This window comes from Micromonospora sp. CPCC 205539, assembly GCF_036906815.1.
In the GTDB taxonomy this organism is placed as follows: Bacteria; Actinomycetota; Actinomycetes; order Mycobacteriales; family Micromonosporaceae; genus Micromonospora.
Genome location: NZ_JBAKHW010000029.1, coordinates 17264 through 42122, shown reverse-complemented (window position 1 = coordinate 42122; position 24859 = coordinate 17264). Strand labels below are relative to the sequence as shown.

Here is a 24859-nt window from a genome sequence, read left to right as displayed (position 1 = left end):
CAGCGCTCCTGATGCCGCTCTCGGTCAGGCCGGTGGAATGCGCCAGAGCCAGACGTCGTCGACCCGTTGCGGCTCGCCGAGCAGGGCGGTGGCGGTACGCCGGACCGCCTCCTCGTCCACCTCGAACTTCGCGCCGTGCACCTGGTCGGCGAGGACGACCGTCTCGATCCGCCAGTGCCGCAGATCGGCCTGGACCTCCCGGATGCTCCCGTCGGTGATGATCGGCATTAGCCCGGTACGGCCAGCCTGGTCCATGAGCGCGCTGAAGGTGCGCGGCACCGGCCCGATCCGACCGCGCCCGTCCGGGCCGCCGGGGCCGAGGAAGAAGCCGCCCGGGATGGCGAACTCGCCCTGCCGGTGTGCCAGCGCGTACGCCTGCCAACGCTGGCCGTCCGGGTAGATGTCGACGGTCAGCGGGACCGGGGTGAGGACCCCGCCCGGCGCGACGTAGTCCCGCCAGGTGCCGGCCGCGATGAACCGCGGGATGGGCTCCCGCTCGTCGGTCAGCAGCGGAGTGGGCAGCAGCGGCAGCAGAGCCACCGCGAACCCGACCACCCAGGCCACCTCCGTGGAGCGGTGCCGGGGCGGGTCGGCGCGCAGCTGGTCGAGGGCGTACGCCAGCAGCACGCCGATCACCGGCGCGACCACCAGGGCCAGCCGGGCGGGCAGCGCGGCGTTCACCACCGGCAGGTGCCCGAGCAGGTCGAACGGCAGCAGCAGGTCGGTGCGTCGCCCGTCGACCTTCGCCACCGGCCCGAAGGAGAGGACAGCGAAGATCAGCGCGGTGACCCCCAGCGCCCAGAGCGTGGCCCGGCGACCGGCGTCGGCCCGGCGCCAGAGCGCGACGAAGCAGACCACGGTGAGCACCAGCAGGGGGATGCCGAAGAACGAGTTCTCCTCGGTCGGGTTCGGCGCCAGCGCGGTGCCCAGCCCGGCCTCGCCGGCCAGTGAACGACGCGGGAAGGCGGCGAACGCCGCGATGTCCTCGGAGTGGATCACCGGGTCGAAGCCGGTGCCGTGAAACCGCTGCGGCCCGGCGAAGTGCAGCCACAACGGGTACGACAGCAGCGCACCGGCCGTCACCGCGGTCATCCCGAGCCCGCGTAGAAAGGTGGGCAGCGCGGCGCGGGCCTCCGCCCGGTGGGCCGGGTGCACCGCCCAGACGGCGACGAACACGCCGAGCGCGAGCGCGGCGAAGAACAGGCCCTCGGCGGCGATCGAGAAGGACACCGCGACCAGTACACCGAGGATCAGCCCGTTGCGGAGCCATTGCCCGGCCCGCCGCAGCGCGAACAGTCGCCAGATCAGCAGCGGCACCAGCCAGCCGGCCGTCCAGTTCAGGTGGGCGTTGGCGTGCGAGACCATGCCGGGGGAGTAGGCGATGAACAGGCCGCCGACGCCGGCGGCCAGCCGGTTGCGGACCAGGTGCCGGGAGAACAGCCAGTACCAGGCCAGCGCGGTGGCGAACAGGTTCAGGGTCAGGATCACCAGGAACGTCGCCGGCGGCCCGATCAGGTAGGTGAGCGGGGCGAAGACCACCGCGTACACCGTGATCGAGGTGTTGACCGCGAGGTTGACCCCGTCCGGGACATTGATCAGGTACGTGAAAAGCGGGTTCTCACCATGGGTGACCGCGTGCCCGCCGAAGGCCAGCAGCCACTCGAAGAGCGCCTGGTCGCTGGAGTTGACGGTGATGGTGCGCAGGTTCGGGGCCCGCCACAGCCCACTGGTCACCCAGACGGCGAGCGCGAGCGCCACCAGCACGACGATCAGGTCGGCCCGGCGGTCCCGGGTGACACGCGGCGGGGACGCGGGTGCGGGCCCGGTGGCCAGCGACGGGGAGGACGGCACGCAGCGGACGTTACCAACCGGACCTGGACCGGCCGGTCAGACACGGAACCTTCGGGCAGACATCCCGTTGCGAGCCGACGGAACCGGGCACACACCTCCATACCGGTGAATGTGTGAGCGTGCCCCATGTCACAGCGGTGACACATCGACGTAACCTCGCGGCAATTCGACAGTGACTCAGTTCACAGTCTGCCGTCTGGAGGCCGCCGTGCGTCGCTCCTCGTCCATCCTCACCCGGCTGACCGGTGCGGTCGCCGGCCTCGTCCTCGCCGTCGCCGGCGCGGTGGCCCTCGCCGCGCCCGCCCAGGCCGCCACCCTGACCCAGGTCACCGGCTTCGGCTCCAACCCGGGCAACCTCGCCATGTACGCCTACCGGCCGGACGGTCTGCCGGCCAACGCCCCGGCGGTCGTCCTGCTGCACGGGTGCACCCAGAACGCCTCCGGCTACTTCGCCAACTCCGGCTGGCAGAAGTACGCCGACCAGTGGAAGTTCACCCTGATCGTGGCTCAGCAGCCGTCCGCCAACAACGCCAACTCCTGCTTCAACTTCTTCGAGCTGGGGGACACCGCCCGGGGCCAGGGCGAGGCGCTGTCCATCAAGCAGATGGTCGACCACGCCAAGACGAACTTCGGGGTGAACGGCTCCCGGGTCTACGTCAGCGGTCTCTCCGCGGGCGGGGCGATGAGCGCGGTCATGCTCGCCACGTACCCGGACGTCTTCGCCGCCGGGTCGATCATCGCGGGCATCCCGTACCGCTGCGCCACCAGCATGGTCAACGCGTTCAGCTGCATGAACCCCGGCTCGGACAAGACGCCGGCCGCCTGGGGCGACCTGGTCCGTGGCGCCTACTCCGGCTACGCCGGGCCGCGGCCCCGCGTGGCCATCTGGCACGGCACCTCGGACACGACGGTCACCCCGCTCAACGGCACCGAGTCCCGCGACCAGTGGACCAACGTGCGCGGCGTCTCGCAGACCCCGAGCAGCACCTCGTCACTGCCCGGCAACACCAGCCTCGAGGTGTACGGCAACGACGACGTACGGCTCTACCGGGTCTCCGGGATGGGGCACGGCACGCCGGTCGACCCGGGCTCCGGGGCCGACCAGTGCGGCAACGCCGCCGCGTACTTCCTGGACACCATCTGCTCGACGTACCGTGACGCGCTCTTCTTCGGCCTGAACGGCGGCGGAACGGACCCGACCCCCACGCCCACGGCCACGGCGACCCCGACCCCGACGCCCACGCAGACCCCGCCGGCGACCTGCGTGACCGCCAGCAACTACGCGCACGTCGCGGCCGGCCGGGCGTACCAGTCCGGCGGCTACGCCTACGCGAACGGCTCCAACCAGCGGATGGGCCTCTACAACACCTTCTACACCAGCGCCCTCAAGCAGACCGGCCCCAACTACTGGGTCATCGGCTGCTGACCCCACCCCCGAAACGGAGGGCCCTTCCCGACCCGACGGGAGGGGCCCTCCTCGTCGATCTAGGGCAGATTGCAGTGGCCGGAGATCGACTAACGAGGTTTTGCCCTAGATCGGCGGGGCGGGTGGGGCGGGCGGGGCTGGGCGGCGGGGGTGGAGGGCCCTTCCCGACCCGACGGGAGGGGCCCTCCTCGTCAGTCGGTGAGGGCGGCGTGCAGGGCGCTGGGGAGGTCGGGGTGGTGGTACGCGAAGCCCGCCTGGGTCAGGACGCCGGGGAGGACCCGAGCGCTGGTCAGGGCCTCCTGGGCGAAACCGCCGAGCGCCACCTTCAGCGCCAGCGACGGGATGGGCATGATCGCCGGGCGGTGCAGTTGCCGGGCGAGTTCGCGGGTGAACTCCGCGTTGGTCGCGGGGGCGGGGCCGACCACGTTGACCGGTCCGGCGACGTCGTCCCGGTCGAGCAGGAAGAGGGTCGCACCCAGCCAGTCGGCCATCGAGATCCACGGCCACCACTGCCGGCCACCGCCCAGCGGGCCGGAGATGCCCAGCCGCATCGGCAGCAGCTGCGGCTTGAGCATCCCGCCGTCGCGGTGCAGGGGGAGGCCGATGCGTAGTCGCACCACGCGGACCCCGGCGTCCTCGGCCGGGCGGGTCGCGGCCTCCCAGACCCGGCACACGTCGGCCAGGAAACCCTCGCCGGCCGGCGCGTCCTCCTCCACCGCCCGGTCGCCGGTGTTGCCGTACCAGCCGACGGCCGACGAGTTCAGCAGCACCCGTGGCCGGTCGGCGGCCGGCAGCCCGGCGATCGTGCTCGCCAGCGTGCCGGTGGTGTCCACCCTGCTGGACCGGATCACTCGTCGGTAGTCGTCGTTCCAGCGCTTGTCGCCGACGCCCGCGCCGGCCAGGTTGACCACCGCGTCCGATCCGGCGACCACCGCGGGGTCGAGCTGCGCGGCGGACGGATCCCACCGCTGTTCCCGCGGGTCGCGCGGCGGCCGACGGACCAGCCGGGTGATCTGGTGTCCGTCGGCCGCGAGCCGGTCGACCAGCCGGGTGCCGAGGAAGCCGGACGCGCCGGCCAGAAGGATCCGCATGCCCCCATCCTCGTCCCGAACGCCGCTGCTCGCCGGGTGGGGGTCAGGCTGCCGGGGTTGGGCGCAGGTCGGCCAGCAGGCGCTCCACCTCGGCGTACGCCTCCGGGCTCAGCGGGCCGAGCGCCAGGGTCGCCAGGTTCTCCTCGGCCTGAGCCACCGTGCGCAGACCGGGGATCGGCACGGTGTGCGGGTTGCGGGCCAGCAGCCAGCCGAGCGCGCCCTGGGCCAGGGTGCGTCCGTCGGCGGTGAGCGCCGCGCGGACCTGATCGACCCGCGCCGCCCAGCGCGGCGTCGGTCGCCCGTCCGTGAACCACTGCAACCACTCGGGCGCCCTGCCGCGTACGTCGTCCGTGCCGACCGCCCGGGTCGACCCGGTGAGCAGCCCCATGGCCAGTGGCCCCCGGTTGAGGCTGGCCAGGTCGTAGGTGTCGCAGACTGCCAGCACCGCCGCGTTGTCCCGGAGCACCGACAGGTCGTGCTGGATGGCGGCGCAGTGCGTCCCGGCCGCCGCGAACGCCTCCGCCGAGGCCGGGTCGTCGGTGCTCCAGCCGTACGCCCGGATCTTGCCCTGGCTGACCAGGTCCTCCAGGGTGCCGACCAGGTCGAGGGCGGCGGGCACTGGCAGCTCGTTGATGTGCAGTTGGTACAGGTCGACGTGGTCGGTGCCCAGCCGGCGCAGCGAGTCCTCCAGGCTGCGTACCGCGAAGGCCGGGCTGGCGTCGGTGCCGAGCGCCCGCCGGGTGGCCTCCTCGCTGACGTTGCCGAACTTCGTGGCGATCACCGCGTCGTCCCGGCGGCCGGCGAGGGCCCGACCGAGAATCCGCTCACTGTGCCCGGCGCCGTAGTTGCTGGCCGTGTCGAACAGGGTCACCCCGAGATCGAGCGCCCGGTGGATGGTCCGAATCGATTCGTCGTCGTCCACCTCGCCCCAACCGAACGGCTGCCCGCCGTCGCCCCAGAGCGGGCCCCCGATCGCCCAGCACCCCATCCCGATGGCGCTCACCTCGATGCCGCTGCGTCCCAACGTCGGTGTCGTCGTCATGCGGTGCAGCTTTCGTCGTCGAGTGCACTCGAAGTCAAGCTCAGACGATGGCGGTCAGCCGCGGCAGCAGCGGGGCCAGCGGCTCGAGCGCGTCGGGCCGGACCACGTAGCGGGTGACGCCCCAGCGTCGCCGGTGCGATTCCACCGTCGCGACGATCTCGTCCGGGCTGCCGATCAGCACGAACGGGGAGGCCAGCAGCTCGTCGACGGTCAGCCCGGTCTCCTCGGCGCTCTGCGCGGCGGCGGCCCGCGCGTCGTCACCCACCACCACCCGCTGCACCAACGCCTCCAGCGCGGGCGGGTCGGCCCGTCCGGCCGCGCCGGCCGCGACCGTGGCCAACTGCGCCTCGATCTCCGCGGACCGCCAGCGCACGTCGTGGTCGTGGCCGTCAGCGAGGGTACGGCCGAAGCCGGTGAGCCCGACCACGTCGGCGTGTGCGCCGGCCCAGCGCAGCAGCTCGGTGTTCGCCGAGCCCATGGTCAACGGGATCCGGGACCGCGTCGGACGGGGTCGGTCCAGTCGCGCGCCGTACATCGTCAGGTCGGCGGAGTCGACGGTGACCTCGTCGCCGGCCAGCAGCGCCCGTACCGCCTCGGTCACCGCGATGCAGCGGCGCACCCGACCGGCGACGTCCGGGCGTTCCCGCCCCACCGCCCGCCACTCGGCCGGGGTGTGGCCGGCTCCGATGCCGAGCCGGGCCCGCCCGTCGGAGACCAGGTCGAGGGTTGCCACGTCGGCGGCGAGCAGCGCCGGCTCGCGGACGCCGGCGTTGGAGACGTACGAGCCCAGCCCGAGGGTCGAGGTGACCGCCGCCGCGGCGGCCAGCGCCACGAACGGTGTGGCCCGTGCGCCCGGGTGGTCACCGACCAGCAGCGCGTCGTAGCCGGCGGACTCGGCCCGCCGGGCCAGCTCACACCAGCTGACGGCGTCGGACGGGCTCGCCTGGACGGAGAAGGTGACCATGCGCCCAGCCTGCCGGGGTACGGGCCGGATGGCCAAACCGGGAGAGCCGGTTCTGCCAAGGGGAGAAAAGCGTTCAGCCGAGCAGGTCCTCGACCGTCCCGGGTTGGCCGGTGAGCGCGTTGAGCGCCGTGACCAACCTCTTCTCCTCGTACCGGAAATGGGACTCCAGCAGCGCGGCCAGCCCGTCCAGCTCGCCGCGTACCCGGGCCACCGGCATCGGCGTGGCGCCGCCCAACAGATCCTCGATCCGGCCCAGGATGCCCGCCACCACCTCGTGGTCGGTGATCAGGTTGGCGAGGACCGGGCGCAGCTCAGGGACCTGGTCGGCCAGCAGCCGGAACGCGCCGCCGTCCTCGGCGGTGTGGTGCCGGCCGAGCGCCGCGCAGAAGGCCAGGCAGTGGGCGCGCAGGTCCCGCGACGGGTGGGCGTCCTCGGGGGCGGCGGTGTCGAGGCTCGCCCGGAGGCGGGCCAGCTCCGCGGTGAGCCAGAGGTGGATCTCGATCATCTGATTGCCGACGGCGGCGAGCCGGCCGGCCGGCGAACTGGTCGGGTGCACGTTCATTCCCATGCTGTCCCGCGCCTCCATGCCCAGGGCGGCCTTCGGGCCCGGTACACCGCGACGCTGAGCGGGAGCCTACCTCGGGGCGTTACGGCGTGGTCGGCTCGTCCGATTCCTGGAGGTCGTGCCAGCGGGCCCGCCAGGCGGCTTCGTGCGCCTCGTGGGTGGTCCGCTCCTCGAAGACGACCGCCCGGAGCGCGCGCCGGGATGTCGACATCACCAGCACCTCCACGGCCACCAGCGCGACGCAGATCGCGGTCAGCAGGCCGAGCGCGCCCAGCGCCGGCAGGCGCTGCCCGATCGGCAGCGCCACCGCGAGCACCACCAGCACGCCGACCCGGGTCCAGCTGACCGTGCGCAGGGTGCGCAGCTGGAACAGCATGTTGACGGCGAAGTACCAGATCACCCCACCGAAGAGCATCGGTACGGCCGGCCCGTCGATGCGCTCGGCGGCCCCGCCGGCCGGGTCGGTGACCTGGTGCAGGATCTCCTCGCTGCCGATGGAGAAGAGGATGACGGCCGCGATCATGGGTAGGTAGAGGTAGGCGTACGCGTCGCGGGCCATCGCGACCCGGGCACCACCTTCCCCCGCATGCAGGGCGATCCGGGCGGCCGGTCCGATGAAGTCGAAGTGCGCCCACCACAGGGCGGCGGTGAACACGATGCCGAGGCTGGCGGCCGCCACCGCGGGCCAGGTGACCTCCTTGCCGAGCAGGTTGCCGCCGACACCCACCGAGATGATCGACTCACCCAGCGCGATGATCAGGATGAGGTCGTAGCGTTCGGTCCAGTGTTCGGCGCTGGTCACTCCCCAGCCCCAGGTGCCGACGATGAAGCCGGTGGCGTACTGGACCACCACCACCGCGATCCACAGGCCGTCGCGGACCAGCGCCGCTCGGCCCGCGTCGTCGATCATCGGCGGGACCAGCGCGGCGGCCAGCAGCAGGACGATGCTCGCCGCCAGCTCCGGGGCGAACCGGCGCAGTTGTCGGCGCTCCTGCGGGCTGTCCCGCACCACATAGGCATAGAGGATCGCGTGGACGCCACGGACCACGACGTAGCTGACGGCCACCAGCATCGGGCCGGCGGCACCGGCCTGCGGGTCGCTGAACGCCTGCGGCAGCGCCAGCGCGAACGCGAACAGCGCAGCCATCGCGATCACCATCAGCACCGGGACGTAGCCCTCGCCGAGACGGATCCGGGTGGCGACCAGGCTGTGGACCACCCAGCACCACCAGAGCACGGCGAGCACCAGCCCGGCGTGCAGCAGTTGCCGACCGGAGATGTTCGCGGCGGTCGCCCGGGTGATGATGAAGAACGAGAAGACGAAGACCAGGTCGAAGAAGACCTCGAACTTGTCCACCCGGGCGCCGGGGGCGATGGGGACGGCCGGACCCAGCTGCCCACCCCGCCGGTAGCCGCCCACGATCCCACTCTGGCAGCGTCCGGCCGGGCCGGAGGCGGGAACGGCTCAGCCCGTGATGCGGCGTCGCAGGCCGTCGGGACATCCGCCTCCCCGCCGATGGCGCCGAATGTTACCTCTGGTCCGGGGTGGGAAAACGCGTGTACCGCGGCCTCCAGTAGGACAAGGATGGATCATGACGACGAGCAAGCCGATCACCACTTCGTTCGCCCATCACTCCACGGCCATGGACGTGATCCAGGGCGTGGATCTCGTCAGGCGGCGGGCGGTCGTCACCGGTGGGTCGTCCGGCATCGGTGTGGAGACCGCCCGCGCCCTCGCCAGCGCCGGTGCCGAGGTGACCCTGGCCGTCCGTGACACCGACGCCGGCCAGCGGGCCGCCGAGGACATCACCGGCACCACCGGCAACGACCGGATCCTGGTCGCTCCGCTGGACCTCGCCGACCAGGACTCGGTCGCCGACTTCGTCGCCAACTGGGACGGTCCGCTGCACATCCTGGTGAATAACGCCGGCATCATGGCCGCACCCCTGACCCGCACCCCGCAGGGCTGGGAGATGCAGTTCGCCACCAACCACCTCGGGCACTTCGCGCTCGCCACCGGGCTACGCCCGGCGCTCGCCGCCGCCGACGGGGCCCGGATCGTCTCGCTCAGTTCCGCCGCCCACCTGCGCTCGCCGGTGGTCTTCGAGGACATCCAGTACGACCGCCGGGAGTACGAGCCGTGGCAGGCGTACGGGCAGTCGAAGACGGCCAACGTGCTCTTCGCCGTGGAGGCGACCCGCCGCTGGGCCGACAACGGCATCATGGTCAACGCGGTGATGCCCGGGGCGATCCGGACAAACCTGCAGCGTTACGTCAGCGAGGAGGAGCTGAACCGGTTGCGCTCGGGCAACGCGGCTGCCTGGAAGACCGTCGAGCAGGGCGCGGCCACCTCGGTGCTGGTGGCCGCCTCGCCGCTGCTCGACGGGGTCGGCGGGCGATACTTCGAGGACTGTCAGGAGGCTGCCCCGGCCCAGCCCGGCCAGCGGACGGGCGTCGCAGACTACGCGCTGGACCCGGAGGCCGCCGAGCGACTCTGGCAGGTCTCGACCGAGATGCTCAGGGGCTGAACGCCCAGGAACGGCGAAAGAGCGCCCCGGTCGACGACCGGGGCGCCCTTTCGCGGTTGACGCGGGGGATCAGGCCAGGCCCAGCTCCGACTCGAAGTTGCCGGCCTCCAGCCGCTCCTTGACCGCGGCCAGGAAACGGGCCGCGTCGGCGCCGTCGATCAGCCGGTGGTCATACGACATGGCCAGGTAGACCATCGACCGGACCGCGACGACCTCGCCCAGCTCCGGGTCGTTGACCACGACCGGCCGCTTGACCACGGCACCCGTGCCGAGCATCGCCGACTGCGGCGACGGCACGATCGGGGTGTCGAAGAGCGCGCCCCGGCTGCCCGTGTTGGTGAGCGTGAAGGTCGCCCCGGCCAGCTCGTCCGGGCTGATCTTGTTGGTCCGGGTCCGCTCGGCCAGGTCCGCGACCCGCTTGGCGATGCCGCCCAGGTTGAGGTCACCGGCGTCGTGGATGACCGGCACGACCAGGCCCCGCTCGGTGTCCACCGCGATGCCCAGGTGCTCGGCGGCCGGGTAGGTGATCGTGCCACCTTCCAGATCCAACTGAGCGTTGACGATCGGGTAGGTCTGGAGCGCCTCGACCGCGGCGAGGGCGAAGAACGGCAGGAAGGACAGCTTGACGCCGTGCCGCTGCACGAAGGAGTCCTTCGCCTGCGCCCGCAGCTTGGCGATCCGCGTGACGTCCACCTCGACCACCGTGGTGAGCTGCGCCATCTCGTGCAGCGACTCGTGCATCCGCTTGGCGATGGCCTTACGGATCCGGGGCAGCTTCTCGGTGGTGCCCCGCTTGCTGCTCGGCTGCGGCTTGGCGGCCGGCTTGGCCGGGGCCTTCGCCGCAGCGGCCGGCTGCGCGGCGGGGGCCGGGGCGGCCTTCGCCTTCTCGGCCGCCTCCAGCACGTCCTGCTTGCGGATCCGGCCACCCACGCCGGTGCCGTTGAGCGAGGCCAGGTCGACGCCGTGCTCGCTGGCCAGCTTGCGCACCAGCGGGGTGACGTACCCGGCGGCCTCCTCGCCGCCGGCCGGGGCCGGGGCGGTCGGGCGCTGCGGCGACGCGGTCGGCGCGGCCGGCTGCGCGGCCTGCTCCGTCTGTGCCGGCTGCGCCGAGGTCTCGGTCTCCGCGGCCGGCTCGTTGTACGACACGCCCGCGGTCGGCTCCTCGACCTTCGGCGCCGGCTTCGGCTCGGCCTTCGGTGCCTCCGCCTTCGGTGCCGGCGTCGGCTCGGGCTCCGCCGCGGCCGGTGCGGCACCGGCGGCACCGATGATCACCAGGGCGGCGCCGACCGCGGCGGTCTCGTCCTCGGCGACCTTGATCTCCAGTACGGTGCCGGCGACCGGCGACGGGATCTCCGTGTCGACCTTGTCGGTGGAGACCTCGAGCAGCGGCTCGTCGACCTCGACGGTGTCGCCGACCTGCTTGAGCCAGCGGGTGACGGTGCCCTCGGTGACGCTCTCACCCAGGGCCGGCATCGTCACCGGGGTGCCCTCGCCCGAACTGGCGGCGGCCGGGGCCGGCGCCGACGTCGGTGCCTCGTCCTGGGCGACCTGGTCGGAGGTGCCCTCGGCGGCGGCGGTCGGCTCGGTGGCCGGCTCGACCGGAGCCTGCTGCTGCTCCTGCGGGGCGGCCTCGCCACCGCCGGTCGACTCGCCCTCGCCGGCGATGACGGCCAGCTCGCTGCCGACCTCGGCGGTCTCGTCCTCGCCGACCACGATCCGGCTCAGCACGCCCGCCGCGGGCGACGGGATCTCGGTGTCGACCTTGTCGGTCGAGACCTCGAGCAGGGGCTCGTCGACCTCGACGGTGTCACCCTCCTGCTTGAGCCAGCGCGTGACGGTGCCCTCGGTGACGCTCTCGCCGAGCCGGGGCATGGTGACCGATACCGGCATGTTCTGAGACTCCTTCATTCCCCTGGTGGGATCTTCGCCCGTCGCCGGACGCCGCGGTTGTGGTGATCAGGCGTGCGCGTGCAGCGGCTTGCCGGCGAGGGCCAGGTGCGCCTCGCCCAGGGCCTCGTTCTGGGTCGGGTGTGCGTGCACGAGCTGGGCGACCTCGGCCGGGTACGCCTCCCAGTTGTAGATGAGCTGCGCCTCACCGACCAGCTCGCCCACCCGGGCGCCGACCATGTGCACGCCGACCACCGGGCCGTCGGCGACCCGGACCAGCTTGATGAAGCCGGTGGTCTTGAGGATCTGGCTCTTGCCGTTGCCGCCGAGTGAGTAGTTGTAGGTCTGCACCTTGTCGCCGTACTGCTCCTTGGCCTTCGCCTCGGTCAGGCCGACCGACGCCAGCTCCGGGTCAGAGTAGGTGACCCGCGGGATGCCGACCTCGTCGATGACGGCCGGGTTCTGGCCGGCGATCTCCTCGGCGACGAAGATGCCCTGCTGGAAGCCGCGGTGCGCGAGCTGGAGGCCGGGCACAATGTCGCCGACCGCGTAGACGTTCGGCACGCTGGTGCGCAGCCGCTCGTCGGTCAGCACGTAGCCGCGGTCCATCTTGACGCCCTGCTCCTCGTACCCGAGGTTGGCGGTGTTGGGGCCGCGGCCGACGGCGACCAGCAGCAGCTCGGCCTCGACGGTCTCGCCGCCCTGGATGGTCAGCTTGACGCCGTTGTCGGTCTTCTCGACCTTCTCGAACGGCTTGCCGACCTTGAAGTTGATCTTGCGCTTGCGGAACGCCCGCTCCAGCGCCTTCGACGACTCCTCGTCCTCGGCGGCGACCAGCCGGGGCAGCGCCTCGACGATCGTCACGTCCACGCCGAAGGACTTCCACACGCTGGCGAACTCGACGCCGATCACGCCGCCGCCCAGCACGATCACCGACGAGGGGACCCGGTCCAGGGTGAGCGCGTGGTCGCTGGTGATGATCCGCTCGCCGTCGACCTCGAGGCCGGGCAGGCTCTTCGCGTACGAGCCGGAGGCCAGGATCAGGTTGCGGCCGGTGTAGCGCTTGCCGTCGACCTCGACCACGTTGGTGCCGACCAGCTTGCCGGCGCCGGACACCAGGGTGATGTTCTTCGAACCGCCCACCAGGCCCTGCAGGCCCTTGTACAGGCGGGAGATCACGCCGTCCTTGTACGAGTTGACCCCGGCCATGTCGATCCCGACCAGCTCGGCCTTGATGCCGAACTGCTCCGACTCGCGGGTCTGGTCGGCGATCTCCGCGGCGTGCAGCAGGGCCTTCGTCGGGATGCAGCCGTTGTGCAGGCAGGTGCCGCCGAGCTTGCCCTTCTCGATCAGCGCGACCGAGAGGTCGAGCTGGGCGGCGCGCAGCGCTGCCGCGTAGCCGCCGCTGCCACCTCCGAGGATGACGATGTCGAAGGTTGCGTCGTTCGGCTCGCTCACGTCCAACTCCCAGGTCGCGTCACTGCATTCGGGGGTCACTAAGGGGTAACAGGGACACACCCCACCTCGGTCATCTTGTCACCACTGAGCACAGGGTGCGTACTGAGGTGCCCAACGACACGTCGGCGACACGTACGCTTGGCACCGTCTTCGATGACGGACGGTGGGGGAGAGGTCCCGTGGGTTTGTTCCGGCGCCGCAAACAGGCGCGTGTGGCGAGCCATGATCGTGCGGCCGATCGTGGCGACCTGGACCATCTCGAGACCTTCGTCCGGAGCCGGCGCGGGGTGGAGGCGTTCATCGAGCCGCGCACCACGGTCACCGAGACCACGGTCATCCTGATCGCCGACGACGGCGAGTGGACCCGTCGGCGCATCGACGGTCCGGACGGCGCGCGGCGCTTCGCGTACCGGATGGCCATCCCGGTGTACGACGTCCGGCTGATGGGCTACCCGCAGCGGATGCGCGACTTCAACGAGCGGCGCAAGCGCCGCCCCGACCGGTACTGAACGTGACCGGGGCGCCCCCCAGAAGAGAGCGCCCCGGATCGTCAGATCGTCAGCCGTTGACGGCGACGTCCTCGACCAGCTGCACCAGGGTGCGAACCGGGACGCCGGTGCCGCCCTTGGTCCAGTAGCCGGTCGCCTCGCCGGAGTGGTAGCCCGGCCCCGCGATGTCGATGTGCGCCCACGCCACGTCGTCGGTCACGAACTCCCGCAGGAACACGCCGCCCTGCAGCATGTGGCCGGCCCGGTCCATCCCGGCGTTGACCTGTGAGATGTCCGCCACCTCCGAGTCCATGCCCTTGCGCACGTCGTCCGGGAGCGGCATCGGCCAGGCCGGCTCGCCGACCGTGTCGCCGACCGCTTGGACCCGCTGGCACAGCTCCGCGGTGCCCATCACGCCGGCCATCCGCTTGCCCAGCGAGATCACCTGGCCGCCGGTCAGGGTGGACGTCTCGAACAGGTAGTCGGTGCCGTCCTCGCAGGCGCGGGCCATCGCGTCGCCCAGGACCATCCGGCCCTCGGCGTCGGTGTTGAGCACCTCCACCTTCTTGCCGTTGTACATGCTGATCACGTCGCCCGGGCGGTAGCTGCTGCCCGACGGCATGTTCTCCGCCATCGGCAGGTAGGCGTTGACCGCCACCGCCGGCTTGAGCGCGGCGATCGCCAGCATGGCGGCGCCCACGGCCGCGGCGCCCGCCATGTCGGACTTCATCTCCCACATGCCCTGCGCCGGCTTGATCGAGATGCCGCCGGTGTCGAAGGTGATGCCCTTGCCGACCAGCGCGACCCGCTTGCCGCTGCCACCGTCCGTCGGGGTGTAGGTCAGCTTCACCAGCCGCGGCGGAGCCTCCGAGCCCTGCCCGACCGCGACGATGCCGCCGTACCCGCCAGCGGCGAGCGCCGCCTCGTCCAGCACCTCGACGCCGAGGCCGGCGTCCCGGGCGGCAGCGGCCACGGTGTCGGCGAACGACGGCGGACGCAGCTCGTTCGGCGCGGTGTTCACCCAGTCGCGGCTGAGCCGGACCGCGCCGGCTACCACCTGCGCCCGGGTGACCTCCGCCTGGGCGACCGCGTCGCTGGCGTCCGGCACCGCGACCAGGACCTCGGCCACCGGCTCCCGCCGGGACGGCTGCGGCCGGGTCTTGTAGCCGGCGAACCGGTACCCGCCGAGCAGCGCGCCCTCACCGACCGCGCGCAGCGCGGCCGGCGCGTCGGCGTCGTCCGGTAGCGGCAGTGCCAGCGCCACCTTCGGCGCGCCCGCCAGGGCCCGGACCGCCGCGCCGGCCGCCCGACGCAGCGTCTCCGGGGCCGGAGCGGCGCCCGACGGCTCCGAGCCGAGCCCGACCGCGAGGACCACCGGGGCGGTGATCGTGCCCAGCGTGGCCAGCTTGATCACCTCGCCCGGCCCACCGGTCGCGCCGAGCAGCGCCAGTGTCTCGGTCAGCTTGCCGTCGAAGGCGGCGGCGATGCTCTCCGCGCCGCTGGCGAGCAGCAGAGTGCCGGCGAGGCCGCTGGTGGCGCCCTGCTCTCCGGTCTGGCTGTGCACGCCGATCACGATCGCGTCGACGGCGAGCTCCGCCGGGTCGGTGTCGACCAGGCTCAGGGTGGTGGTGCGGGGTGATGTCACTGAAGCTACTCCGGGCGGGCCGGGCCGGTCGCTGCGTCGCGTACCGGCGGTGAAGGTCTCCGGCGGAACCTACCCGCCGGACGTCGGGGCTGTCCCGCCGATGGCGCCTGCGGGCTCCCGCCGATGCTAACCAGCGGCCCTGCCCCCGGTAAGTTGCCACCCATGACCGACGTGACCTCCGACGCCGCCGCGACCCGGCTGCGCCGTTCCCCACTGCACGAGCGGCACGCTGCGGCCGGCGCCAAGTTCGCCCCCTTCGGGGGCTGGGAGATGCCGCTGGAGTACGCCGGCGGCGGCGTGCTCAAGGAGCACACCGCGGTCCGGACCGCGGTCGGGGTCTTCGACGTCTCGCACCTGGGCAAGGCCCGGGTCACCGGCCCCGGCGCCGCCGAGTTCGTCAACGCCTGCCTCAGCAACGACCTGGGCCGGATCGGCCCCGGCCGCGCGCAGTACACGCTGTGTTGCGACGACGCCACCGGCGGTGTGGTGGACGACATCATCGCCTACCTGTACGCCGACGACCACGTCTTCCTCATTCCCAACGCGGCGAACACCGCCGAGGTGGTCCGCCGGCTGCGCGCCGCCGCGCCGGAGCAGGTCACCGTCACCAACGAGCACGAGGCGTACGCGGTGCTGGCCGTGCAGGGCCCCCGCTCGGCGGAGCTGCTGGGCGCCCTCGGCCTGCCCACCGAGCACGGTTACATGAGCTACTCGACCGCCAGCCTGGCCGGGGTGGAGCTGACGGTCTGCCGTACCGGCTACACGGGCGAGCTGGGCTACGAGCTGGTGGTGCCGGCCGAGCACGCGGTCGCCGTGTGGGACGCGCTCTTCGCTGCCGGTGAGGGCTTCGAGCTGCGGGCCTGCGGGCTGGCCGCCCGGGACACGCTGCGTACCGAGATGGGCTACCCGCTGCACGGGCAGGATCTCTCGCTGGAGATCACCCCGGTGCAGGCCCGCTCCGGGTGGGCGGTGGGATGGGACAAGCCGGCCTTCTGGGGCCGTGCCGCGCTGCTCGCGGAGAAGAGCGCAGGCCCTCGCCGTACGCTGCGCGGCCTGGTGGCCGTCGACCGGGCCATCCCGAGACCCGGGATGGCGGTGTACGTCGGTGACGTGCAGGTCGGCACCGTGACCAGCGGCACCTTCTCACCCACCAAGAAGCAGGGCATCGCCCTGGCCCTGCTGGACACGAAAGCGGAGCTGAAGGACGGCGACGAGGTGGAGATCGACATCCGCGGCCGGAGAGCACCCATGCAGGTGACCCGCCCGCCGTTCATAACCCCATCGGTGCGCTGACCCGCCCGCCTCCCCTCCCCACCCTCACCTTCACCCACCCCCACCTTCACCGGTGATCAAGAGGTTTGCGTCAGGATCCGGGCTCCGGATGACGCAAACCTCTTGATCACGCTGGTGGGAGGGGCGGGGGGAGGGTTAGGGGGCTGGGGTGGGGGGTTCGCCCGCGTCCAGGACCGCTTGGGTCCAGCCGCCCTCGATGACGCCGGTGGCGTCCAGCACCGCCCAGTCGACGACGTCGGTTGTTTCGATCACCACCGGGGTTCCGATGCGGACACTTGGGTCGGTGTTGGCGTCGCTGGAGCTGACACCGACGATCCGCTCCGGGGTGTCCCACGAGGTGACCCCCGCCCAGACGTACTCCGGGCCGTCGTCGCCGGGCAGGCCGTACTTGACCACCACCTGCGACTCCACCGGCAGTTGACCCGCGACGAACCGGGCCCGCGCGTCGCCCAGCGCGGCCCGGGCGGTGGCGACCGCCCGGCTCATCGCGTCACCGGCGCGGGCGTACCGCACATCCGGCTGGATGCCGGAGAACAGCGTCGCGCAGGCGGCGGCGTAGTAGCGCCCGTCCGGACCCGGGTGCCCGGCCGGTGGGCGCAGGCTGAGGAACGAGTCGGCCTCCGGGTCGGTCGCCGGGTCCAACTCCAGGCGCAGCAGCACCGGAGCGGTCGCGCCGTGCTGCTCCGGATTGCCGTACGCCACCGCGATGTCGTGCCCCGTCACCGTGGCCAGCACCGGCAACTGCACGAACGCCGGCACCTCCTCGCCAGCGAGCCCGTCGGTCCAGTCCCGCAGCAGCCGGCGCGCCGCACCGGTCATCACCGCGCCCCAGGCCCGGGTGAGGTGGTCGGGCACCCCCTGCGTCTGCAACTCCAGCAGCCCGAACCGGCGCAGCCCCTTGGTGGTGAACCACAACCCCTCCGTGTCGGACGAGTACGGCACCAGCACCCAGTCCACCAGCCGGATTCGGCCCTGCTCGTCCGGGAGCGAGCGCAGCGCGGTCTCCGGGTCGAGGAACTGCAGGCCGAAGACGTCCACCACATCGCCGTCGACGGACTCCGCCACCGCCGCGGCCACCGCCCGGGCCGCCCACTCGTGCGCCGGCGGCCAGCCGGGCCGGTACTCGGCCTGCACCACCACCAGGTGGCTCGCCGCGGCCAGCCGATCCAACTGCGCCTGGGTGGCGCCGAACGCGGTGAGCAGATCCGGTGGCAGTTCGGGGAACTCGCTGATCGGCCGGGTGTCCACGCTCATCAGCGGGCTGTCCAGCATCTGCTTGGCCAGCCCGTGCACCGGCTCGGCCAGCCGGCCGGTCAGCGCCGCCACCGCGGTCTTGGCGCTGACCTTCGGCAGCCCTGCCATCGGCACCAGGTAGGTCGCGCTGAGCGACTCCGGGACCGGTACGGGCAGGAAGTCGTCCGTGATGAGCATTCATGTCCCCCGGTGGGCCGCGCCGGTGCTGTCGAGCCGAACGCTACCCGGCCCGCCGTGCCAGCTTCAGGCGGACAGCACCAGTCCCAGGTAGACGAGCGTGGTGACCACCTCGACGGTCGCTCCGAGCACGTCGCCGGTGATCCCGCCGAACCGGCGTACCGCGTGGGCCAGCAGCGGAACCGCGACGGCGAGCGCGGCGACGACGGCCAGTGGCCCCTGCCACGGACGGCCCGGCACCGCCGGCACCGCCAGCAGCACGACGGCGATCGCGCCGGCGGTCAGCGCCACCGGGCCGACCGTGCCGGCGACCAGCGCCCCCAGCCCGTCCGGTCGAGCCGCCGGCACGCCCCGCCGACAGGCCACCGTCACGCCCAGCCGCCCGGCGGCGGTCGCCGCGACCACCGCCGCGAGGCACGCCGGCCAGGACCGTCCGGCCAGCTCGGCGAGCGCCGCGGCCTGCACCAGGAGTACGACCACCAGCGCGACCACCCCGAACGGGCCGACGTCCGGCTTCTTCATGATCTCCAGCGCGGCGGCGCCCCGCCGGTACGAGCCGAGCGCGTCCACGGTGTCGGCCAGCCCGTCCAGGTGCAGCCCTCGGGTGAGCAGCGCGGCGGCGGCCACCGTCACGCCGGCGGCCACCAGCGGGGGAGCGAGCGCGGCGGTCAGCAGCAGTACGCCGGCCAGGAGCGCGCCGAGCAACGCGCCGACCGCCGGGGCGAGCGCCATCGCGGTGCCGGCCACCGGTCGGTCGATCCGGCCGGCCCGCACCGGCAGCGTGGTGAACGTGGTGGCCGCCAGCCGGGCCCCCGCGGCGAGCCGTGACTCAGCCGGCACGCCAGCCCGACGCCGGCTGCTCGTCCGCTCCGGTGCTGGCCGGGCCCGGCCCGTCCGGCTCCGGCTCGGCGTAGTCCGGGTCGGCGTAGTCGGAATCCGGGTACTCGGACTCGGGGTAACCGGTCTGCGCGTACTCCGGGTCGGCCGTGTCCCGGCCCGGCTGCCCGCCGCCCAGCGACGGATGGACCGGCAGCGCTGCGGCCATCGACAGCACCGAGCGCAGCAGCGGCAACGCGGCCAGCGCGTTCGCGCCCTCGCCGAGATCCAGTCGCAGGTCGAGCAGCGGAGTGAGGCCGAGGACGTCGGCGGCCAGCCGTACGGCGGGGTGGCCGCCGTGGTCGGCGAGCAGGCACCAGTGCCGCGCCTGCCCGGCCAGGTCGCGGCTGACCATCCCGGCCGCCAACCCGACCGGCCCGTCCAGCAGCACCGGCACCCGGCGGGCGGTGGCACCGAGCAGGATGCCGGTGGCGACCGCCACGTCGCCGCCGCCCAGCTCGGCCAGCACGTCCTTCGCGCCGCGCGGCGAGCGGCGGGTGCGGTGCAGCGCGTCGCGTACCGTCGCGCAGCGAATCATCCAGGCCGCGTCGTCGATCTCGTTGGCCTCGGTGATCACCCGGCCGAGCACCGCCGGCGGCTCCGCGCCCGCGGTGGCCGCCAGCACCGCCGCGGCAGCCGCCTCGGTGCCGGAGCCGCACGCCGCCAGGACCAGCAGCTGTACGCCGGCGTCCGCGGCCTGCTCGGCGAGCCGCCAGCCGTAGCGCAGTGCGGATTCCACCTGCTTGAGGGAGAGCGCCGGCTCGTTCTCGATCGGCGCGGCGCTCGGAGTGTCCACCACCTGGAGGCTGGCACCGCTCTCGGCGGCCAGCCGGGCCAGCACGCCCTGGCCGGCGCGGGCCTGCCGGGCCCGGCGCTCCGATTCGCCGGCCACGGTGCCGGCCGACGCGCCGCCGGCGTGGTCGCCGTGCAGCAACAGCACCCGCACCGAGCCCCAGGCGACCGGCGTCGAGGTGGCCTGGGTGGCGGCGGCGAAGCCCACCACCCGATCCAGCACGCCCAGACCGGCGCCGGGTACGTCCAGGGTGGCCAGGCGGTCCACCGCCTGCGGGCCGGTGTACTCGTCGGGCATCGGCAGCTCCATGCCCGGCTGGATGACCAGCCCGGTGGCCACCATCGGCAGCGCCATGGTCGGCGCGGCCCAGGGGTTGCCCGGCTCCTTGTTCGGAGCGACCGGCGGCGTGTGGGTCAGCACGTCCGGTAGCTGCACCTCGGGGGTCGGCTCGACATCGCTGAGGAGCGTGCCGTTCGGCGGCGCGGCGGGCGCGTTCGGCGTGGCATCGACGACGGGAGCCGGAGCCGCGGCGACGGTCGGGGCGATCGGCTTCAGCCAGACCGGCTGGCCGGCGACCACCAGCGCCACCGCGTCGCAGGCGTCGGCGACCGCGCGGTTGACCGCGCCGAGCGCGTCGGTGAACGCCCGGCCCAGCGGCGTGGTGGGCACCAGCGAGAGCCCCACCTCGGGGCTGACCAGGACCACCCGCGCCGGGCAGGTGCGCAGCGCCTCGGCCAGCTCGTCGATGGTCGCCACGTCATCGGCCGGCTGGTGCTCCGGGTCGAGCAGCACGGTCACCCAGCCGCCGAGGTCGTCGACCAGCAGCGTCTCGTTGGGTTCGGCGGACGCGAGGACGTCGGCCAACTGCCGTGGCTCGGCCGAGGTCTCCTCCGTGCTCCAACTCCCCGGCCGGCGGGCGCGGTGCGCCGCGAGCCGGGTCGCCCACTCGGTGTCCTCCGGGTCCCCCTCCGGCGCGGTGGCGAGGTAGCGGACCACCGGAGCATCGGTGACCAGGGACTCAGCGAACTCGGACTTGCCGGACCGAGTGCCGCCGAGCACCAGGACCGTGTTCCACCCGTCAACGGACATGCCCGTACCTTAAGGCCGCCGGGGGTTCCGGTGCCTGCCGGCCCGGTGCCCATGGCCGGGCGGTCGGTGCTCGGTCAGTCGCAGTGCTCGAAGCCGCTGCCGTAGCTGACCCCGCCGGTGGCGCCGCCCCACTTCACGCACGACCCGGCGGCCTTGGCCCGCACCGGCCCGGCGTAGTAGGTGAACGCCCCGCTGTCGGTGCTGCGGGCCCGCCCCTGCACCTCCAGGTACGCCGACACCGCCGACGCCTTACCGACGGCGGTGTCCTTGAGGGTGACCACGCAGTTGTTGCCGGTGCCCGCGTGGTACAGCAGGAAGACGCGCCCCTTGCGCTGGCCGCCGCTGGTCAGCGTCGCCGAGTCGATCACCTGGTAGCCGCTGCCGCACGCCTGCGCCGCCGTGTACGGGTTGGGCCGGCCCGCCGGGCTGCCGGTGGACGTCGGTCGGCTGCTGGCGGTCCCGGTCGGCGTACCGCCCGCGGTCGCCGTACTGTCCGGTTGCCCACCGGTCGGCTCGCTGGTCGGGGCGCCGGTCGCGGTGCGGGTGGCGCCCGGCGTGCCGCTCGGTCGAGGTCCCGGGGTGGTCGAGCCTGCGGAGCGCAGCGGCGCGTCCGGGGCCGCCGCGGACTCACCGGCCAGCGCGGGCGGCGGGTTCGTCCCGTCGGGCTTTCCGTCGGGCCGGAGCGCAAGCACGGCCACCGTGGCGACCAGCGCGACGAGGACGGCCGCGCCGGCCCCGACCAGGATGGCCCGGCTACGGCCGGGCGAGCCCGCTTGCAGCGGGTCCTCCCGGGTCCGTCCCGGCTCGGTCGTGGGCTCGGCCGCGAAACCCGCCGGGGTACGCACCGCAGCCGACCCCACCCACGCCGGCCCGACGAGCGCTGGCGTGGCCAGTGGCGGGCCGGCGGGCGCTGGCGTGGCCAGCGGTGGTCCGGCGACCGGTGGGCCGGTTAGGTGCGGCGCTGCCAGCGGTGGGCCGGTCAGGGGCGGCGCTTCCAGCGGTGAACCGGCGGGCGGCGAACCGGCGGGCGGTGAACCGGCGGGCGGTGAACCGGCGGGCGGAGTGGCCGCCGCTGGCGGAGTGGCCGCCGCTGGCGGCCCGGAGGCCGGGGTGGGCGGCACGGGAGCAGAGACGGGCGGGGTGAGCGACACCGCGTTCGGCACGGACGGCGTGGGGGCGGCCACCGCCCACGGCGGCCGGGCGGCCGGCGGGATTCTGGCCAGGGTCGCGTCGCGGGCGTCGGCGGCGGCACCGGCCAGCTCGGCGGCACTGGCGTACCGGTCGGTCGGGCGTTTGGCCAGCGCCCGCGCGACCACCGCGGCGACGGCGGGCGGGGTGTCCGGCGGCAGCGGCGCCGGCTCCTCCTGGGCGTGCCGCAGCGCCACGGCGAGGGGGTTGTCGCCGTCGAACGGTGGCCGTCCGGCGAGGCAGAAGTACGCCACCGCGCCGAGCGCGTAGACGTCCGTGGCGGCCGAGACCGGCTGCCCGGTGGCCTGCTCCGGAGACATGTACGAGGCGGTGCCGAGCACCATGTTCGCCGCGGTCAGCCCGGCCATGCTGCGGGACCGGGCGATGCCGAAGTCGACCAGCACCACCCGGCTGTCCGCCTTGATCAGCAGGTTGCCCGGCTTCACGTCGCGGTGCACGATGCCGGCGCGGTGCGCGGTGTGCAGCGCCTCCCCGGCCTGCGCCAGCACCGACATGGTGGTGGCCGGGTCCAGCCGGCCCGCCGCACGTACCCGGGCGGACAGGGGCTCGCCCTCGACGTACTCCATCACCAGGTAGTCGACCCGGCTGCCGTCGGCGAGCGCGGCCTGCCCGACGTCGTGCACCGCGACCACGCCGGGATGCCGCAGCGCCGCCAGCATCCGCGCCTCGGCCCGGAACCGGGTGGTGAACTCCTGGTCGGCGACCAACGACGGCAGCAGCACCTTCACCGCCACTTCGCGTTCGAGCAGCACGTCGGTGCCGCGCCAGACCGCGCCCATCCCGCCCGTCGCCACCCGCTCGCCCAGCCGGTACCGGTCGCCAAGCAGCACTCCCCGTGTCAGCACCGAGCCACCGTACCGGCCGCCGCCGATGCGTTGATCGGCCCCGGGGGACGGTGCAGGGGTGAGCGAGCGGCCGTCACGGGCCGGGCCGACTACGCTTGCGGGGGTTCGTCCCACGGGGACTTCAGCGGCGAGGGGAGACGCGGCATGGCGTGGAGCTGGCGGTACGAGGGCACGAACGGCCAGACGGTCGAGGGACCGGCGGAGTCGTTCGGCAGCCAGGCCGACGCCGAATCCTGGATCGGTCAGTCCTGGCGGGAGCTCGCGGCGTCCGGCGTCACCTCGGTCGCGCTCGTGGAGGACGACCGGGTGGAGTACCGGATGAGCCTGCTACCCACGGCCGAATGATGAGCTACGACCGGCCGGGCGGCGAAGGGCTGGTGCTCGGTGTGCCCCGCGCGGCGTTCCGGCCCAGCCCGGTCTTCCTCGGCCTGGTCGCCCTCTTCGCGGTCAGCGGGGTGCTGACCTGGAACGGGTACGGCAGCGTCCGGTTCGACGTGTTCCTCTTCGTCGTCTCCGGCTGGCTGGTCTCGCTCTGCCTGCACGAGTACGCCCACGCCGTCGTGGCCTACCGGGCCGGCGACCGGGCCATCGCCCACCGTGGCTACCTGACGCTCAACCCGCTCAAGTACACCCACCCGCTGCTGTCGATCGTGCTGCCGGTGGTGGTGCTGCTGCTCGGCGGCATCGGCCTGCCCGGTGGTGCGGTCTGGGTGGATCGGCACGCGATCCCGGGCCGGCTGCGACACACGCTGGTCAGCCTCGCCGGGCCGGCGACCAACGTGCTGTTCACGCTGGTGCTGGTGGCCGCGCTGCGGATCGGCATCGAGTCGGGCGGCCCGGTCGAGTTCTGGGCCGGGGTGGCGCTGTTGGCGTTCCTCCAGCTCACCGCGAGCGTGCTGAACCTGCTGCCAGTTCCGGGCCTGGACGGCGGCAACATGATCCAGCCGTGGCTCAACCCGCAGTGGCGAAAGATGTACGACATGTTCGCCCCGTACGGCTTCCTGCTGCTCTTCGCGCTGCTGTGGAACCCGCGCATCGGCGGCTGGTTCTTCGACGCGGTCTTCGCCATCGGGGACCTGCTCGGCCTGCCCTCGTGGCTCTACGCCACGGGCCTCGAGCTGATCCGCTTCTGGCAGAGCTAACCCACCCCACCGCCCGCGCCGCCCGCCCGCGCCGCCCGCGCCGCCCGCCCCGCCCGTCGATCTAGGGCTTGTTGCTGCGTGTTGATCTCTATTGGTAGCAATATGCCCTAGATCGACGCCGCGGGACGCGGCCTGATGCGGCGGGATGCGGCTTGACGCGGCTCGACGCGGCGGGCGGGGCGGGCGGGGCCGGAGCGGGGTGGGGAGGGGTTACGGCCGCTCGGCGGGGGACTGGGTCTTTGCCGGGTCCCGCTCGGTGACCGGCTCGACGATCTCGTCGATCGCCGTGAGCAACTCGGCGTCGAGCTTCACGCCGGCCGCCTTGACGTTGTCGTGCACCTGCTCCGGCCGGGACGCCCCGATGATCGCCGAGGAGACGTTCGGGTTCTGCAGCACCCAGGCGACGGCGAGCTGGGCCATGCTCAGCCCGGCCTGCTCCGCGAGGGGCTTGAGCCGCTGCACCCGGGTCAGCACGTCGTCGGTCAGGAAACGGGAGATGAAGCCCGCACCGGACTTCTCGTCGGTGGCCCGGGAGCCGGCCGGCGGCGGCTGCCCCGGCAGGTACTTGCCGGACAGCACGCCCTGCGCCATCGGTGACCAGACGATCTGGCCGATGCCCAGTTCCTCGCTGGCCGGCACGACCTCGGACTCGATGACCCGCCACAGCATCGAGTACTGCGGCTGGTTGGAGACCAGCGGGATATGCAGCTCACGGGCGAGCGGGTGGGCGGCGCGCAGCTGCTCGGCGGACCACTCGGAGACGCCGATGTAGTGCGCCTTACCGGCGTGTACGACGTCGGCGAAGGCCTCCATCGTCTCTTCCAACGGCGTGCTGTGGTCGTACCGGTGGGCCTGGTAGAGGTCCACGTAGTCGGTGCGCAGCCGGCGCAGCGAGCCGTTGATCGACTCCATGATGTGCTTGCGGGACAGGCCGCGGTCGTTGCGGCCCGGCCCGGTCGGCCAGTAGACCTTGGTGAAGATCTCCAGGCCCTCGCGGCGTTCGTTCTGCAGCGCCCGGCCGAGGACGTCCTCGGCCCGGGTGCCGGCGTACACGTCGGCGGTGTCGAAGGTGGTGATCCCCGCGTCGAGGGCGGCCCGGACGCACGCGAACGCCGCGTCCTCCTCGACCTGCGAACCGTGGGTGATCCAGTTGCCGTACGAGATCTCGCTGACCATCAGGCCGGAACGGCCCAGGTGTCGGAATTCCATGGTCCGACCCTAGCTCTGGTGGATCAA

20 protein-coding genes are annotated in these 24859 nt (G+C 73.1%); 6 read left to right on the top strand and 14 right to left on the bottom strand.

Annotated features, from left to right (window positions below; all coding sequences use genetic code 11):
- Positions 1-24: 24 nt before the first annotated feature.
- Entirely contained in the window at positions 25-1851 is a 1827-nt protein-coding gene (locus V6V47_RS23355; RefSeq protein ID WP_334630460.1) for a DUF2079 domain-containing protein, read from the bottom strand.
- Positions 1852-2059: 208 nt separating this feature from the next.
- On the opposite strand from V6V47_RS23355, the gene V6V47_RS23350 reads away from it, so the two are divergent.
- Entirely contained in the window at positions 2060-3277 is a 1218-nt protein-coding gene (locus V6V47_RS23350; protein WP_334630498.1) for an extracellular catalytic domain type 1 short-chain-length polyhydroxyalkanoate depolymerase, read from the top strand.
- Positions 3278-3468: 191 nt separating this feature from the next.
- On the opposite strand, the gene V6V47_RS23345 is transcribed toward V6V47_RS23350, so the two are convergent.
- From V6V47_RS23345 to V6V47_RS23325, 5 genes are all read right to left on the bottom strand, one after another.
- Positions 3469-4368, bottom strand: coding sequence for a TIGR01777 family oxidoreductase (locus tag V6V47_RS23345; RefSeq protein WP_334630459.1), 900 nt, complete (start codon positions 4366-4368; stop codon positions 3469-3471).
- 43 nt (positions 4369-4411) lie between these two features.
- A complete protein-coding gene (locus V6V47_RS23340) occupies positions 4412-5410 on the bottom strand; it encodes an aldo/keto reductase (protein ID WP_334630458.1) in 999 nt (332 codons plus the stop codon).
- Positions 5411-5450: 40 nt separating this feature from the next.
- Entirely contained in the window at positions 5451-6374 is a 924-nt protein-coding gene (locus tag V6V47_RS23335) for a TIGR03621 family F420-dependent LLM class oxidoreductase (protein ID WP_334630457.1), read from the bottom strand.
- A 73-nt stretch (positions 6375-6447) separates the two neighbouring features.
- Positions 6448-6942 (bottom strand): hemerythrin domain-containing protein, encoded by a 495-nt coding sequence (locus tag V6V47_RS23330; protein ID WP_334630456.1) that lies wholly within the window; start codon positions 6940-6942, stop codon positions 6448-6450.
- Positions 6943-7021: 79 nt separating this feature from the next.
- Positions 7022-8359 (bottom strand): low temperature requirement protein A, encoded by a 1338-nt coding sequence (locus tag V6V47_RS23325; RefSeq protein WP_334630455.1) that lies wholly within the window; start codon positions 8357-8359, stop codon positions 7022-7024.
- A gap of 172 nt (positions 8360-8531) precedes the next feature.
- Between V6V47_RS23325 and V6V47_RS23320 the strand changes: the two genes are divergently transcribed.
- Positions 8532-9467, top strand: a complete 936-nt coding sequence (locus V6V47_RS23320) for an SDR family NAD(P)-dependent oxidoreductase (RefSeq protein WP_334630454.1) — start codon at positions 8532-8534, stop codon at positions 9465-9467.
- 69 nt (positions 9468-9536) lie between these two features.
- On the opposite strand, the gene sucB is transcribed toward V6V47_RS23320, so the two are convergent.
- Together sucB and lpdA are read right to left on the bottom strand one after the other, a co-directional pair.
- Entirely contained in the window at positions 9537-11357 is a 1821-nt protein-coding gene (gene sucB, locus V6V47_RS23315) for a 2-oxoglutarate dehydrogenase, E2 component, dihydrolipoamide succinyltransferase (protein ID WP_334630453.1), read from the bottom strand.
- A 66-nt stretch (positions 11358-11423) separates the two neighbouring features.
- Positions 11424-12851 carry a dihydrolipoyl dehydrogenase gene (gene lpdA / locus V6V47_RS23310; protein ID WP_334630452.1) on the bottom strand — a complete coding sequence of 476 codons (1428 nt, stop codon included), beginning with the start codon at positions 12849-12851 and terminating at the stop codon, positions 11424-11426.
- A gap of 140 nt (positions 12852-12991) precedes the next feature.
- Here lpdA and V6V47_RS23305 point away from each other — a divergent pair, with 140 nt between their 5' ends.
- Positions 12992-13321: a hypothetical protein gene (locus V6V47_RS23305; RefSeq protein ID WP_334630451.1), complete on the top strand. Its 330-nt coding sequence runs from the start codon at positions 12992-12994 to the stop codon at positions 13319-13321.
- Between the two features lie 49 nt (positions 13322-13370).
- On the opposite strand, the gene V6V47_RS23300 is transcribed toward V6V47_RS23305, so the two are convergent.
- The gene (locus V6V47_RS23300; RefSeq protein WP_334630450.1) at positions 13371-14945 is read right to left on the bottom strand and encodes a leucyl aminopeptidase; all 1575 of its coding nucleotides are present in this window, start codon (positions 14943-14945) and stop codon (positions 13371-13373) included.
- A gap of 162 nt (positions 14946-15107) precedes the next feature.
- Here V6V47_RS23300 and gcvT point away from each other — a divergent pair, with 162 nt between their 5' ends.
- On the top strand, positions 15108-16238 hold the full coding sequence (gene gcvT, locus V6V47_RS23295) for a glycine cleavage system aminomethyltransferase GcvT (protein ID WP_334630449.1): 1131 nt from the start codon (positions 15108-15110) through the stop codon (positions 16236-16238).
- Positions 16239-16373: 135 nt separating this feature from the next.
- On the opposite strand, the gene V6V47_RS23290 is transcribed toward gcvT, so the two are convergent.
- The 4 genes from V6V47_RS23290 to V6V47_RS32750 all read right to left on the bottom strand — a co-directional run bounded on the left by V6V47_RS23290 (position 16374) and on the right by V6V47_RS32750 (position 22481).
- Positions 16374-17669 carry a DUF2314 domain-containing protein gene (locus tag V6V47_RS23290; RefSeq protein WP_334630448.1) on the bottom strand — a complete coding sequence of 432 codons (1296 nt, stop codon included), beginning with the start codon at positions 17667-17669 and terminating at the stop codon, positions 16374-16376.
- A gap of 66 nt (positions 17670-17735) precedes the next feature.
- Positions 17736-18509 (bottom strand): adenosylcobinamide-GDP ribazoletransferase, encoded by a 774-nt coding sequence (locus V6V47_RS23285; protein ID WP_334630447.1) that lies wholly within the window; start codon positions 18507-18509, stop codon positions 17736-17738.
- The gene (gene cobU / locus V6V47_RS23280; protein WP_334630446.1) at positions 18499-20427 is read right to left on the bottom strand and encodes a bifunctional adenosylcobinamide kinase/adenosylcobinamide-phosphate guanylyltransferase; all 1929 of its coding nucleotides are present in this window, start codon (positions 20425-20427) and stop codon (positions 18499-18501) included. The genes V6V47_RS23285 and cobU overlap by 11 nt, the downstream gene beginning before the upstream one ends.
- Positions 20428-20501: 74 nt before the next feature.
- The gene (locus V6V47_RS32750) at positions 20502-22481 is read right to left on the bottom strand and encodes a protein kinase domain-containing protein (protein ID WP_442934291.1); all 1980 of its coding nucleotides are present in this window, start codon (positions 22479-22481) and stop codon (positions 20502-20504) included.
- 144 nt (positions 22482-22625) lie between these two features.
- Here V6V47_RS32750 and V6V47_RS23270 point away from each other — a divergent pair, with 144 nt between their 5' ends.
- Positions 22626-22826, top strand: coding sequence for a hypothetical protein (locus V6V47_RS23270; RefSeq protein WP_334630445.1), 201 nt, complete (start codon positions 22626-22628; stop codon positions 22824-22826).
- On the top strand, positions 22826-23623 hold the full coding sequence (locus V6V47_RS23265) for a site-2 protease family protein (RefSeq protein ID WP_334630497.1): 798 nt from the start codon (positions 22826-22828) through the stop codon (positions 23621-23623). The genes V6V47_RS23270 and V6V47_RS23265 overlap by 1 nt, the downstream gene beginning before the upstream one ends.
- 210 nt (positions 23624-23833) lie before the next feature.
- On the opposite strand, the gene V6V47_RS23260 is transcribed toward V6V47_RS23265, so the two are convergent.
- Positions 23834-24832: an aldo/keto reductase family protein gene (locus V6V47_RS23260; RefSeq protein WP_334630444.1), complete on the bottom strand. Its 999-nt coding sequence runs from the start codon at positions 24830-24832 to the stop codon at positions 23834-23836.
- Positions 24833-24859: the final 27 nt, after the last annotated feature.